11 protein-coding genes are annotated in these 14,918 nt (G+C 33.5%); 6 read left to right on the top strand and 5 right to left on the bottom strand.

Annotated elements, in window-relative coordinates; all coding sequences use genetic code 11:
• Positions 1-221: 221 nt before the first annotated feature.
• Positions 222-1,694, bottom strand: a complete 1,473-nt coding sequence (locus OYT91_RS06775) for a glycoside hydrolase family 10-like protein (protein WP_349293196.1) — start codon at positions 1,692-1,694, stop codon at positions 222-224.
• A gap of 569 nt (positions 1,695-2,263) precedes the next feature.
• Here OYT91_RS06775 and OYT91_RS06770 point away from each other — a divergent pair.
• Entirely contained in the window at positions 2,264-2,599 is a 336-nt protein-coding gene (locus OYT91_RS06770; protein ID WP_281240033.1) for a helix-turn-helix domain-containing protein, read from the top strand.
• Positions 2,600-2,602: 3 nt separating this feature from the next.
• Complete coding sequence (locus OYT91_RS06765) at positions 2,603-2,845, top strand: hypothetical protein (RefSeq protein WP_281240032.1); 243 nt, start codon at positions 2,603-2,605, stop codon at positions 2,843-2,845.
• Positions 2,846-2,866: 21 nt separating this feature from the next.
• On the opposite strand, the gene OYT91_RS06760 is transcribed toward OYT91_RS06765, so the two are convergent.
• The gene (locus tag OYT91_RS06760) at positions 2,867-3,274 is read right to left on the bottom strand and encodes a hypothetical protein (RefSeq protein ID WP_281240031.1); all 408 of its coding nucleotides are present in this window, start codon (positions 3,272-3,274) and stop codon (positions 2,867-2,869) included.
• Positions 3,275-4,198: 924 nt separating this feature from the next.
• Here OYT91_RS06760 and OYT91_RS06755 point away from each other — a divergent pair.
• Both OYT91_RS06755 and OYT91_RS06750 read left to right on the top strand, forming a co-directional pair.
• Positions 4,199-6,130 (top strand): amino acid permease, encoded by a 1,932-nt coding sequence (locus OYT91_RS06755; RefSeq protein ID WP_281240030.1) that lies wholly within the window; start codon positions 4,199-4,201, stop codon positions 6,128-6,130.
• Positions 6,131-6,509: 379 nt separating this feature from the next.
• Entirely contained in the window at positions 6,510-6,737 is a 228-nt protein-coding gene (locus tag OYT91_RS06750) for a CDGSH iron-sulfur domain-containing protein (protein ID WP_281240029.1), read from the top strand.
• 77 nt (positions 6,738-6,814) lie between these two features.
• Here the strand turns inward: OYT91_RS06750 and OYT91_RS06745 are convergent, their stop codons facing one another.
• Positions 6,815-8,017 carry an aminotransferase class I/II-fold pyridoxal phosphate-dependent enzyme gene (locus OYT91_RS06745; protein WP_281240028.1) on the bottom strand — a complete coding sequence of 401 codons (1,203 nt, stop codon included), beginning with the start codon at positions 8,015-8,017 and terminating at the stop codon, positions 6,815-6,817.
• A 445-nt stretch (positions 8,018-8,462) separates the two neighbouring features.
• On the opposite strand from OYT91_RS06745, the gene OYT91_RS06740 reads away from it, so the two are divergent.
• Complete coding sequence (locus OYT91_RS06740; protein WP_269222521.1) at positions 8,463-8,921, top strand: Lrp/AsnC family transcriptional regulator; 459 nt, start codon at positions 8,463-8,465, stop codon at positions 8,919-8,921.
• A gap of 330 nt (positions 8,922-9,251) precedes the next feature.
• Here OYT91_RS06740 and OYT91_RS06735 read toward each other — a convergent pair whose 3' ends face one another.
• Positions 9,252-12,071 (bottom strand): starch-binding protein, encoded by a 2,820-nt coding sequence (locus OYT91_RS06735; protein WP_281240027.1) that lies wholly within the window; start codon positions 12,069-12,071, stop codon positions 9,252-9,254.
• Positions 12,072-12,607: 536 nt separating this feature from the next.
• On the opposite strand from OYT91_RS06735, the gene lpdA reads away from it, so the two are divergent.
• Positions 12,608-14,011, top strand: coding sequence for a dihydrolipoyl dehydrogenase (lpdA, locus tag OYT91_RS06730; RefSeq protein WP_281240026.1), 1,404 nt, complete (start codon positions 12,608-12,610; stop codon positions 14,009-14,011).
• Between the two features lie 172 nt (positions 14,012-14,183).
• Here the strand turns inward: lpdA and OYT91_RS06725 are convergent, their stop codons facing one another.
• A complete protein-coding gene (locus tag OYT91_RS06725) occupies positions 14,184-14,561 on the bottom strand; it encodes a DoxX family protein (RefSeq protein ID WP_269222524.1) in 378 nt (125 codons plus the stop codon).
• Between the last annotated feature and the right edge of the window lie 357 nt (positions 14,562-14,918).

The raw sequence follows: 14,918 nt of genomic DNA, 5'->3' as shown, positions 1-14,918 counted from the left end.
TAAATTGTTTAAAGTTAAATTGTTTAATTGTTTGGATTTGGCAAATAGTAATTGTAAATCAAAAATTATAGGATCATATAATTTCGTCTAGCACCTTTGTCAAAGTTTAAAACTTTGACAAAGGTTAGAGATTCATCAAGACTTTATTAATGTTTCTTTTTTAAATAACCATTAAAATTTTGATTGTCTAAACGGCTTAGTAATTAAACCATTTTAAATTTTTACTTCGTTTGTGTTTCTACTTGCAAATCGATTATTGTTTCTGGACTTTCGTTGGCATAATAATCTACGAAGGTGAAGGCAAAAGCCGTTTTTCCTATCATTCTATATTCGGGTACTTCGATGTTGAATGCTTCATTTTCTTCTGTTACGGCAATTTTGTCCAGAATTTGACTGGCATCATTGATGTTGATTTTCGAAACATCTTTGGCGCCATACACCACTATATATCTAACTTTTGCCAACTGTTTTGGTTTCTGAAACGAAACATAATAACTGCTGGTATCCTTAGTGATGGAATTGATCAATAAACTCTCTGTAATCGCTTTTTTGAAGTTGGGTACAGGTAAAGGAAGTGCTGGATATTTGTATTCATAATCTTGAAGCACCTTGACCACATCTTGGTTTTTGTTTATAAACCATTTGGCACTAAAAAATCCGTTTCCTTGTACATTATCATAACTGCGGGTGAGGTCAATTTGGTTTGGAATTTCATATTTATTATTCCAATGTTTGTCTGAATCGGCTTTGATTTTATAAGAGCTGTTTCCTACGTATAATGCGGTGTTGCTCGGTACATTCTCAGACCACCATTTGATTAATTTGGCATACGAAGCTGTTTTGTGGTCAATACTCCAGTACAATTGTGGCACTATGTAATCAATCCAATTGTTTTGCATCCAGTCAACGGGATCGGCGTATAAATCATCATAATTGGTTTGCCCTGAAGATGTATCGGAACCTCTTGGATCAACCGATTTGTTACGCCAAACGCCAAACGGACTGATTCCAAATTGTACCCAAGGTTTTAATTTTTTGATGTTAGCAGAAATATTTTTGACAAAAGTGGTCACATTCAATCGTCTCCAATCCGCCAATGAAAGCCCGTTTCCAAACTTTTGATAGGAAGCAGTATCATTAAATTCAATTCCTTTTATTTTGTACGGATAAAAATAATCATCAAAATGTATCGCGTCAATATCGTATTTAATGACCACCTCATCTACAATAGAGGTTAAGTGTTGCTGCACTTCAGGCAGGGCAGGGTTGTAGTAGTATTTGCCACCATATTCAATCATCCATTCGGGATGTTTGTAAAAATCATGGTTGGGACTCAAAGTTTCGGTTTTCAAATCAAAAGTGGCACGGTAAGGATTGAGCCAGGCATGAAATTCAAAACCACGAGCGTGAGCTTCGGTAATCATCCATTCGAGTACATCATAATTAGGATTAGGCGTTTTTCCTTCTCTTCCTGTCAGGTAGCGGGACCATGGAGCGAGCATCGTTGGATATACTGCATCACCCACAGAACGAATTTGCACAATCACCGCATTGTAATTCAGTTTTTGGTACGTGTCTAGAATCTCGATGAAGTCGGTTTTTTGTTTCTCCACGGAGTCAGTACTGCTTTTAGGCCAATCAATGTTGACCACCGTGGCAATCCATACGGCTCTGAATTCGTTTTTGGGGTGCATCTCCCTTTTTTGGGCCTGTCCAATGACAGCAAAAAACAGAAGGTATATAGTTGGGAATAACAGGGACTTCTTTACAATCATTTTTACTCTTTTTATCCAGCATTCAAAAGTAGTTTTTTTAGCTAAGTTTATTAAATTAATTACCAATAAAATTCGGATTTGCTTTTTGGTTTTGCAGTATTGCTAAAAAGAATCTTTATGCGCCTGATCCAGCTATCCGCTATAGCCCTCGATTGCAACCCTTTTTTTACTAGCCACTACAGGAGCTTCCTGCGGTCGCTCTGTATCGGCTGTAAAAAATAGTGTTCCAATTCTCGGGGCTGCCGCTACTATCTGGGGCGGGGCATTGGTGCATTGATGGAACTTTTAGTTTATTTTAAAAATGCTTAATTCTAAAAACATTAACGGAAAAAGTCGGGAGACTTTTGACATATTTACGATTTTCAAGAACATTTAAAAAAACGCAAAGTCATGAGACTTCGCGGAGCGGGGTTTATAACTCATATTTTGTCTGTATATTTGCCATATCAAAGCTTTAAAGGCTTTTTAACACCATAAATGCGTAGAATATGGATACTTTCGGTCAAAAATTAAGGGTAGGCAGGGAAGCAAAAAGCTTTTCACAAGCGGAACTTGCTCGTAGAATAAATTCGCATCATTCTATTGTAGGTAAGTATGAACGTGATGAAGTAAAACCAACTATTGATGTGGTTAAAAAATTAGCTGATCTATCAGAAACAACAGTAGGTTATCTTTTAGGAGAAACGGAAGATAGAGAACTTTTAAAAGATCCTTCGATGATGAAGCGATTAAATGACATCGCTAAATTTTCCGAACAAGATAAAACTTGTATTCTTTACGCTCTTTACGCTATGATTAATAATGTTAAACTTAAAGCAATTTGAGTTATGGCATCACAAAGAAAAAAAGTACTGCAACAACTCATAAAATGTATTGAACATGACTTTGGATTTTACAACCCTACTTGGAAATGGAGTTCATTACCCGAAAACATCAAAAACAATTTTGACCTTATTGAAAAAGATTTAACACTTTGGAAAGAGAAAGGCTATATTGACTTGTTTACCGAAAATGATATTCTTTACTTGAAAATTTTTAAAGTCCCAATAATAGAAAACCCTCAAAGCTGAGGGTTTTCATTTGATTATAAATTATACGAGTTCGGAACAAGTAATATTACAGTTGCTAATAATTTGATTCAAACCAGATATATAAAAAGAAAAATCAGTACGATTAGTGCCATCTATTTTTTTTCTATTAATATTTAAATTAATAGATATTGTGCGGTCATTAATAAATATAAAATTACCACCCGTCACACCTTTATATAGAAAATTTAAAGCAACAATGTTATTATTATCAAATTTATTTTTAAGATTACTTAAAACAATTTCTTGATTATTTAAATCAGACTCTTTCCAATCGTAATCATTGTTGTCTAAAAATATTATTTTTCCATTATCATTTAGTAACCAGTGATTAGAAATTAATTTTTCAATGATTACATCGAAACTATAAGTTTGATTAAATTTAATGTCAATTGACGCAACTAATCCCATCTACTCTAAAATTTCATAATATTTAATACCTTTACTTTCAAGCCAAGTTTTAATTGATGTTGGAATTGTTGTGTTAGTGAACAATTCATAATTAGCACCATTATCAGTAGCTATCTTTAATCTTGATCCCATATCTGATTTAAACTTTTCAATTCCTGTAGAAGTCGATAGTTGATCTTCCCAATATCTACCTGATTTAGCTTCAACCCGCTCTGCGAAGTCTCCCGACTTCGAACTTTTTTTAAATGTTCTTTTAAAGCAGTAAATCTAATAAAAGTCTCCCGACTTTTTCAGTGAACATATGATGAACCCGCTCTGCGAAGTCTCCCGACTTCGAACTTTTTTTAAATGTTCTTTTAAAGCAGTAAATCTAATAAAAGTCTCCCGACTTTTTCCGTGAACATATGATGAATCTAAAGTATTTCAGGAATTTTAAAAATGAACAATAAAATTAATACAAATTGTATTTGGTAAAAGAACTGGGCTTCAAAACATCAACAATGGGATTGTCTGGTTTATCTATTTTGAGAAGTCCTGTATCGATAACATAAGTCCTGCCTCTTGAATTAATATAATATTAAAAACAAACACTTTTTTCTTAATACAATAAAAATATTCGCTTAATACGGTATTCTCTTTTCGTATTTATTAAGTTTCATTTTACAAAATATAGAATTTTTATTTGTTTTTTAGTAAAATTTGAATTTAATTTTGTTTTATAGTCTTTTTTAAATGTATATTTGACTTTATTTAAGGTAAAAAAGAGAAATATTGTATTTATATCCCAATTTTATAAAAAATTAAAATCTTAAGATTAAAGATTGAATTTGTTTTATATATTTGAACTTTAATATTTTTTCTTTTTTATTAAAAAAATATTGCAAATAATACAAAAAAATAGTTTTTAACGGTAAAATTTACAACATGGCATTAAAAGGGCTTTTTAGAAAAAAAACAGTTCAAGATATTTTAAAACAAGTCGAGAAAAACAATTTAGATGGGCATGATGCATTAGGAAAACATTTAACTGCCAAAGATTTAACGGCGTTTGGTATTGCTGCTATTGTTGGAGCAGGTATTTTTAGTACAATTGGGAAGGCTAGTTTTGATGGTGGGCCTGCTGTAATTTTCTTGTTTTTGTTTACTGCAATTGCCTGTAGTTTTGCTGCTTTTGCTTATGCCGAATTTGCTTCGATGGTTCCCGTGTCCGGAAGTGCTTATACCTATTCTTATGTTGCTTTTGGCGAATTAATAGCTTGGATTATTGGTTGGGCGCTTATTATGGAATATTCTGTCGGAAATATTACGGTAGCAATTTCATGGAGTGATTATTTTACCGGATTGCTCTCCAGTGGTGGTATCGATTTGCCGCAATGGGTGCAAATGGATTACTTAACGGCTTCAAATGGTTTTAAAGATGCTACTGCTTTAATGGAAGCTGGTAAAACATTTGAAAATTTAAGCTCAGGTATGCAAAATGCCTATACCGCTTGGACTACTTCACCCGTTATTGGTTCTTTTCATTTTGTTGCCGATTTACCTGCTTTACTGATTATTGTTTTGATTACTGCCCTTATTTATCGCGGTATGAAAGAATCGCGTAATGCGAGTAATATCATGGTTGTTGTTAAACTGTGTATTGTTCTATTGGTAATTGCAGTTGGAATCTTTTATGTAGATACTACCAATTGGCACCCTTTTGCACCAAACGGAGTTTCTGGAGTATTGAAAGGAGTTTCTGCTGTGTTCTTTGCTTATATTGGTTTTGATGCTATTTCGACAACTGCCGAGGAATGTAAAGATCCGCAACGTGATTTGCCTCGTGGAATGATGTGGGCCATTATTATATGTACGATTTTATATATTGCAATTGCATTGGTATTAACAGGTATGGTTAGTTATAATACTCTAAATGTTGGTGATCCGTTGGCTTTTGTTTTTGATCAATTGGATTTAAAATGGATGTCAGGAATTATTGCAGTAAGTGCTGTTGTTGCAATGGCTAGTGTTTTATTGGTTTTTCAAATGGGACAACCTCGTATATGGATGAGCATGAGTCGTGATGGTTTGTTGCCAAAACGCTTTTCAACGGTTCATCCAAAATTCAAAACCCCTTCTTATGCTACAATCGTTACAGGTTTTGTAGTTGCTGTTCCTGCATTGTTTATGAATTTAACTATGGTTACAGATTTATGTAGTATAGGAACATTATTTGCCTTTGTTTTGGTTTGTGCTGGTGTTTTGGCTTTGCAAAATAGAACCGATATTCCAAGGGGTAAATTCAAAACTCCTTATATCAATTCAAAATATATTTTTCCTTTGTTGATTGTTGTTGCATTAATCTTTTCTTTTGGATATAATAAAAAAGCAACAATGGGTTTTATTACCAACGAAACCAAAACCAATGATTCTGAATTTATTATTACTTCTTTAAATAAAGAGGAAACTCAAAAAGTATACAATTATTTAGTAAGTATTGAAGGTAAAACTAATGCTACTGAAAAACTAGACGTGGAGCATTTATTAAGTCAATATCAACAAGATGACGCTAAATATGAATCAGTTGTTGCTGGATTGCCTATTTCTGATTCTATAAAATATGAAAGTGGTTTTGATTTGTTTAAACATAAAATTCCAATGTGGATTTTCCTTTTCGTAATTGTTGGATTGGTTTTTTGGTCCTACAAAGAAAACTTGTCTTTAATTCCGCTTTTGGGTTTAATCTGTTGTTTGTATATGATGGCGGAATTGAGCGTTTGGAATTGGATATACTTTGGAATTTGGTTAATTATAGGTTTAGTGATTTACTTTAGTTTCAGTCGCAAAAACAGTAAATTAAACGTTCAAGAATCATAATCGAAAGATAATTACAAAAATTGGCACTACCAATTGCTTGGGTTTTATCAAATAGGACTTATTTAAGAATGAAATATTAAAAGAAAACAAATCAAGGAATTAAGATTCATAAAGGTTACAATGGCTTAATGAATCTTAATTCCTTGATGGTTTAGAGTTTTAAATTTAATCTTAAATTTAAAAATTCACACAATTCGTAGTAAACCTAAAAATTAATTTCCGTTTCATATTTATTTTGGAACGGTTTTTTTTTGAGTTAATTTGTTTTAAATAAATAGGGGTAAAGAATAAATAAGAAGTTTTGATAAAAAAGGTTATTATTGCTAAACTATCAGGATATATTTTACAATCTTTGACCTCAAAATAACTAAATAGCATTATGAGCAAAACTAAACTAACAATCAATAGAAATGGATCTTTAAAAATTGAAGGAGATTTTGAAATAGTCGACCAAGACGGTAACGTTTATGGTTTGCAAGGAAGAGAAGCATTGGGACTTTGCCGTTGTGGATTATCCGCCAATAAACCTTTTTGTGATGGATCACATCGTAATGGTTTTGAACATGATGCAAAAGCATTTGATTTACCGCCAATGAAAACAAAATAGATTTTTTTCTGTTTTGCCTAATAAAAAAAGCTGCATTTTCAATAATGCAGCTTTTTTTTACTTTTTTCTGTCTTAGCCTACAAAACGGTAAGTTCCACTAAACACGCTTTCATCATTTGGTAAGTTCGTTCAATATCATTATCCAATCCAATAGAAAAACGAATTAATCCATCTGTTAATCCCATTTCGTGTTGCTCTTCCAATGGAATTTCAGATGAAGTTGATGTTCCTGGTGCACTAAATAATGTTTTGTAAAAACCTAAACTTACAGCTAGATATCCTAGATTGCGCGCTTGCATTAACTCCATTACCGCGTTGGCTTTTTCCAAAGTTCCAACATCAAGCGTCATCATACCTCCAAACCCATATTCGGGATTGATCATACCAGCATATAATTCGTGACTTGGGTGACTTTTTAAGCCAGGGTACACCGTTTTGATGCCGTCTTTTTCGAATCGCTCGGCTAAGAATTGGGCATTGTAGCTGTGTTGTTTCATTCGGATATGCAAGGTTCGCAGGTTTTTCATTACACTGGCCGAGCGCAAACTGTCCATTGTTGGGCCTAATAACATACTTGCACCAGAGTTAACATTTTTCAAACTGTCAATAAATATTCTAGAGGCACAGGTAACGCCACCCAATGTATCGCTGCTGCCATTTATGTACTTAGTCAAACTATGAATCACAATATCGGCACCCAATCGTGCGGGAGAAACCGATAAGGGTGAGAATGTATTGTCTACTACAAAAGTCAAATTGTGTTTTTTTGCTATTTTAGATAAACGAGCTATATCGGCTACTTCAAGTAATGGATTGCTGACTGTTTCACAATACAAAACTTTAGTTTGTGGAGTAATTGCTGCCTCTATTAGATCTAGTTTTGTGATATCTACAAAGGTGGTTTGGACTCCAAATCGTGAAATAAAGTTTTTAAGAAAAGCATATGTTCCACCATAAATAGTTCGGCTCGAAACAATATGATCCCCAGCACCACACAATTGCAAAAGAGTAGGAGTAATGGCGCCCATTCCTGAAGCGGATACATTGGCCGCTTCGGTTCCTTCCATTGCGGCAAGAGCTTTGTCCAAATATAAATTACTTGGTGACGAGTGGCGAGAATACAAATAACAGCCTTCCATATTGCCTTCAAAAGTGTCAAACATGGTTTTGGCCGAAAGAAACGTATAGGTTGATGAATCCGAGATAGAAGGATTTACCCCGCCAAATTCACCAAAGTATTGCAAATCCTGAATGTTGTCTGCTGGATTGAAATTTTTCATGTTTTTATTTATTTAATTATTTCATTACTAGGTATGTAGTAATCTGGAGCTATTCCCGCTATCCGTTGCAATCTCCCGAAAAAAAGCGGGAGGATTTTCACTACTATCGGGGCTAGGGCTTTTCGTTGTTAATTCTACTTCAAAATAAAAAAAGTTTAGATAATTAGTCAATACATGAAGTAAATATTAGATTATAAAACTATTGAAAATCATTTATTTAAATTATATTTCTAAATTTGTTATTAAAATAAGATGCAGATAGATTTTATTTCATTTTTTAATTAATGATTAGTAGACAGTGGTCGGTGGTCAGTATTCAGTAGTATGATCAGAAGCAATAATCAGAAAGCTAAAATTGAGAATTCAACAAAGCTCATAATTTTTAACTCATAACCAATAACCCATAACCGATAACCCAAAACCGATAACTCAAAAACAAAAAAAAATGACACTCGACTCCACCGACAAAAAACTATTGCATTTATTGCAAAAAGATTGCAAACAAACCACAAAAGAATTATCGCTTAAACTCAATCTTTCTGTAACAGCTGTCTATGAACGGATAAAAAAATTAGAAAGAGAAGGGATTATAGATAAATATGTGGTTTTGCTTAACCATTCAAAAATCGAAAAGGGATTTGTTGTTTTTTGTCATCTCAAATTGATTCAACACACCATTGAATTTATATCTAAGTTTGAAAGCGAAGTGGTCAAACTCAAGGAAGTATTGGAATGTCATCATGTAAGCGGTGATTATGACTATATTTTAAAGATTGTGGTCAAAGATATGGAGGCCTATCGCGAATTTTTGGTTACCAAATTGACTACTTTGCAGCATATTGGTAGTACACACAGTACGTTTATGATCAGCGAAGTAAAATACACTACAGTTGTTGAGGTGTAATATTTAATGTTTTTTTCTATTAATTTATCGTCTTATTTACTCAATAAACCAGCAAAAGTTGATTGTTAGTAGAATCGAATTTAATTCATTAGAGGGGTTTGGGACAATGTCAACTTAGCGTCTTCGCGTCTCTGCGAGAGTTATATTTTAAAAACCCTAGTAAGAAATCCTTAACTTAATGGTATTGGGATTAGGAGCAGTGTTTTTCTTTAAAGTGCAACTATTTCATTTTGATAATTTTGTTCAAAAGTATTCACAGTCATCTAAAATAAACATTAAAAAAAAAGAGACAACTAATTAAAGTTTGTCTCTTTTTTCAGGGCAAAAAGGTTATTTTTTAATCACTTGTTTGAAGATGGTTTTTTTATCTTCAGTAATCATCTTTAGATTGTAAATTCCTGTCGGCAAATCGCCTAATTCTATTTTTTGATTGTCTATGGCTTGAAACGAAACCAAAGTGCCTCTCATATCAAATATTCCAACTTCCTTAATTATTTCTTTTGATTGAATTAGTACCGTACCAAAAGTAGGATTAGGGTAAAGGCTTATATTTTCTTTAAGTAATACATTCTCATTTTGAGAAAGAACAACTTCTTTATAGGATGAATCATACCATTTGTCTGATGTTATTCCTGTTAAATCTGGACTTTGTGCATTACCCGCTTCGTTTCTTAAAATTAGGTTTATTGATGTAACACCTGGAAAAGTATATTTAAACCATCCATCTGTTGTTGCAGTCATGGCTTCAGATTGTGTCCAAGTAATTGTTGGAACACTACCTGTTGGTGCTGCAGCCCAATAATAGATTTTTGGAGTTCCCCAAGCGGTTGTTGGTTTAAAATAAATTGTAATAGGAGTAATGTTTCCTCCAATTGTGAACTTTTGGCTGGCCGTAGTTTGATTACCTTCTATGTCAATTGCCAAAACGTTGAACGTAGTGGTTGTGGTAATATTTATGGTTTTTGTCGATGTAAAAGTAGCAGATAATGTTGTTGGAGTACTTCCATCTGTCGTGTAATATACTTTTGGATTAGGATCTGTAGAATCAGTAGCCGCAATAGTAACATCTAATGGTATTGCCGAGTAATTTGTACTAGGTGCAAAAGTTACTTTTGGCGCTACGTCTAAATTTTTACCAACCCAAACATGTTGAATTTTAGATTTTGTGATATTCCCTTTTTTATCGGTCACTTCTACGTAATAATCAACAAGCTTTTCAGATAGACCAGCAATTTCTGCAGAATATTGATTGGCAATAACATCTGGAAGCATGTATAAATCAGCCTGAGTATTGCTTGTTATATTTCCTTTTGGAAAAACCCTTTCGGTCATTGGTAACGTGATCCAATTTCCAACTTCGTTACCTCCTGCATAAATTTCGTTGTGATTTGAGCCTGGGTTATTTTTACCATCTGTATCAATACGGTATTTTAATTCCGATTTTTGAATACCGCTGACATCATAAGCAAAAGTATAAACGGTAAAATCGGCAGAGTTTAGAAATGCTTTGTAGGCATATGGTGCTCCAAAACCCATTTCTCCAGGATTGTACGGCCAGCGTTGCGGTATAAATACAGAAGGTTTTGTGTTATCTACACCTGGATGGGCATCGATGGTTGGTTTAGCAAATTCTACACATCGGTTTACTGCAAGTGTGGTTTTTATTTCCAAATCTTCAGCAAGACCATAATAAGCGTTTCCACTATCGTAACCAGCCATCAGGAAATGCCATGCTTTTTCGGCTGGGCTTACTGCAGCTGTTGGATTTACAATTTCACTCATGCGAAGCGCATTCCCTTCTAATTGTTCTGCCATGATTGCATGATTTTCTCCAGCGGTAGTTATAGCTTGGTTCATCATGTCTTCTGTCCATCCCGTTGGATTGAATTTGTAGGTTGTTGTGTTGTAAAATGGCCACAACCAGTTTGTAAATTGAGGATGACCAAAATCACCATCAGCATTTACCCAAGCTCCATCTTCGACATGAACTACTTCAGAGTCAGCTACGGGATGATCCTTCAAATATTGTGGAATAGTTGTAGGGATTATTCCTTTTGTTGACGCAGCATGAGAAAAGCCTTTTACAGATTCATCATAATACGAAGATCCGCCACCCCAAGCATTATCTCCGTCGTGGGCAAACAAAACAAGAGGAGGTCTTGGGGAAGAAGATGCTTTTGCAACTATTGGATCTACTAATGTCGTGCCAATTGCGGCGTAACCGTCCTCATAACTTTCATAATCAGCCATAGGCACCACAGTTATTTTGTATTCTTGTGCAGTTTCTGGATCAATATATTTTGATTTGTATGGTAAATAACTATATGGGATTGCAAATTGCCCTCCACGTGCATCTTTTTGAGCAGAAAGCCAGTCGTTTCCTTTTGTGTCTACTTGATCTGCTTTGTTGGGAATGTCGCACATGGTACCGCCGGTACCATATTTTAAAGGATAGTCTGAAAGTGTTCTCGATAAATGACTATTGGCAATTACAGACCATTCAATGCCACATTCAGTTAATGTTTTTATTATTCTTTCAGAAAAAGCGCATTCTGCAGGCCAATACCCCTTTGAATCATGTGAACCAAATAATTGAGTGGAGTAATATTGGTGTGCTAAAATTTCTTTTTTTAATGATTCATCGCTTAACAAAGGAGATAGGGCGTGGTGCATTGTAAAAGATACCATTTCCATACGTGGAAAACCACCGGATGTTTTCCAGCTTTTGGCGTCTTTTATATTCTGAATCCAAGCTGGAGTATATCCCCACTGATTGGCTTGTGCAAGCTCATTTACATTTTCTAATAAGGAACCTCCATATGTGATTTGTGCTCCGGCCTCAGGTAAATCTTTGATGGAATTGATAGCATTTTTTGGAGCGAATTGATAGGCTGCCACACGGTCTCCTGCACCAAAAATCTCTTGTAAGTTGTTTGTAGGGTGCGCTAATCCATTTTTGTCATTATTCGCTCCAGATATTTTTAAATCTTGCGATTCTTTGATAATTTGGTATCTGTTTGGATTTTTTTTACTGATGTCTCCCCAGTAAGTTGGCTGGTGCAAATGCCAAAGATAAGATGTGTGGACTTGAGCTTGTGCGCAAAAAAAAGTAGATAAAAACAGAAATAGTAGTAGTAAATTTTTATTCATGGTTTTTTGGTATTTGATAGTTTTTTGGGGTCTTTTTTTTATAAAATTAAAAAAATTAACATCTTATTTGTAAGTTTTGTTTTTTAGATTATTACTATTACGTTATAGTGTTTGTAACTTTATTTTTTGTAACAAAAAAATGAATACTGTTTTAAATTTAAAACCGAAACATCGGATTTAAATTTAATTTTAGATGCATAAGTAATTTATTTGTAATTAAAAGTCCAAAGCCAAATAATATAATGCAGTTATAGTATAAATAGTTTATTTTTATTGGATTATATAGAATGCATAAGCGGTATTGATAGTTTTTTTTCAATTTAATTGTATTTTAAGGTTGATTAGCTTAAAAAAGAGTACTACATTTTTTAAAAAAAGTAGTTTGATTTGAAATCTTGATTTATTGTATTATTTAATGACTTTATAGATTATCCTTACTGTATTCGTTATAATTCGAACAAAAAACCTCAATAAATAAAGTTTAAACAAAACTTTATTCCTTAATTTTGCAACACTAAAAATAAAAAATAGATACTATGAGTTCATTTGACGTAGTCATTATAGGTTCTGGGCCAGGAGGATATGTTTCAGCTATTCGTTGTGCACAATTGGGTTTCAAAACTGCCATTATAGAAAAATACTCCACTCTTGGTGGTACTTGTCTTAATGTTGGATGTATTCCATCAAAAGCATTGTTGTCATCTTCTCATCATTATGCAGAAATTAAACATTTTGCTGATCATGGAATTGAAGTTTCAGGAGAGGTAAAAGTAAATTTGGAGAAAATGATTGCCCGCAAACAAAGCGTAGTTGATCAAACATCAGGCGGGATTAATTTCTTGATGGACAAAAATAAAGTAACTGTTTTTAATGGTTTAGGATCTTTTGTAGATGCAACTCATGTTGCTATTGCAAAAGCTGATGGAACTTCAGAAACGATTGAAGGTACAACTATTATTATCGCGACTGGTTCAAAACCATCTTCTTTGCCTTTTATTAAAATTGATAAAGAAAGAATCATCACTTCGACAGAAGCATTAGCTCTGAAGGAAGTTCCTAAGCACCTTGTTATTATTGGTGGAGGGGTTATTGGTATCGAATTAGGTCAAGTATATTTACGATTGGGAGCACAAGTTTCGGTTGTAGAATTCATGGATAGAATTATTCCGGGAATGGATGGCGCTTTGTCTAAAGAATTGACGAAAGTCTTGAAAAAACAAGGAATGAAATTCTACGTTTCGCATAAAGTGAAATCAGTAGAAAGAAATGGAGATCTAGTAATTGTTCAAGCAGAAAACGCAAAAGGAGAAACCATCACTTTAGAGGGCGATTATTCTCTAGTTTCTGTTGGTCGTCGTCCGTATACCGATGGATTGAATGCCGATAAAGCCGGAGTAAAAATCTCCGATAGAGGACAAGTAGAAGTAAACGATCATTTACAAACTTCTACACCAAATATTTATGCTATTGGTGATGTGGTTCGTGGTGCAATGTTAGCTCACAAAGCCGAAGAAGAAGGAACTATGGTTGCTGAAATTATAGCGGGCCAAAAACCGCATATTGATTACAATTTGATTCCAGGTGTAGTTTATACTTGGCCAGAAGTGGCTGCTGTAGGTCAAACAGAGGAACAATTGAAAGCCTCTGGAGTAGCATACAAAGTAGGAAGTTTTCCATTCAAAGCGTTAGGGCGTGCTCGTGCAAGTGGAGATCTTGACGGATTTGTAAAAATTCTTGCTGATGCCAAAACCGATGAAGTTCTAGGAGTACACATGATTGGTGCCAGAACAGCTGATTTAATTGCTGAGGCTGTTACTGCAATGGAATTCAAAGCCTCTGCCGAAGATATATCCAGAATGTCACACGCGCATCCTACTTTTGCGGAAGCGATAAAAGAAGCAGCATTGGCAGCTACGGATAATAGAGCTTTACACGTATAGATTTTGATTTTATATTGTAAAACCCCAATAGATTTTATGCACTATTGGGGTTTTTGATTTTTAAAAGAAGGATTCTAAAGTGCTATAAATTATACAATCAGAATTTGTTTGATAGTCGATATAGTAAGCAGTATTATAAATTATTTTTTTTTTTTTGGTACTAAAATATTGTTTAAGCAACAAAAAGATGTTTATAATTTTTCCAATAGGCATAAAAAATGACTAAACTTCCTGAAAATATAAAAATTGAGATGGCAAATCCAATTGGTGATGCAGTAAAATAATTAATGAATAAAATGTTTATCGTAACGGGAAGTACTATAATATTGGACAAAGTTACATATCGTTTTGAAAGAAAGGATAGACCGCAAATGAATTCAACAACTTTGGTGATTGGCGTTAGGTATGTCGAAGGAATTAATCCGATTTCAATTGCTTTAAAATTCCCTGTGTTTTCGAGTTCAGGTATTAGGTTGAAAAAGTAACAAACAGGTAAAGAGATCAATATTAGACCAAGTGTGATTCGGAAAAAAAGAATAACATTTTTCATAGCAAAATTATTTTTGGTTAAATGTCTAGAGAACTATTTTTTTTTTTTTGACAATTGTATAGAAAAAAACTATTAATAGCTTTCTCTGAATAAAAGCTATTTCCATTTCACTATCAAATATAAGTAATTTTGTTAAAATTTTCAGTAATTAGAATGATTTTATTTGTTATAACATATTGCAATAAAGTAGTTTAATGTCTTTTATTTTTAGAAAAATTATCTTTTTTAAACCAAATTTAATTTTTAATTAATACTAATGAAAAAGAAATTACCAAACGATATTTGTTTGTTTCTTTAATAGTATGTGTTTTACTTTGATTTTAAATATTACTTAATAAAAAAAAGGAATAATTTTAA

The organism is Flavobacterium praedii, assembly GCF_026810365.1.
Lineage (GTDB): Bacteria > Bacteroidota > Bacteroidia > Flavobacteriales > Flavobacteriaceae > Flavobacterium > Flavobacterium praedii.
Note: the sequence above shows the minus strand (reverse complement) of the source record. Positions and strands in the feature narration are given on the sequence as shown.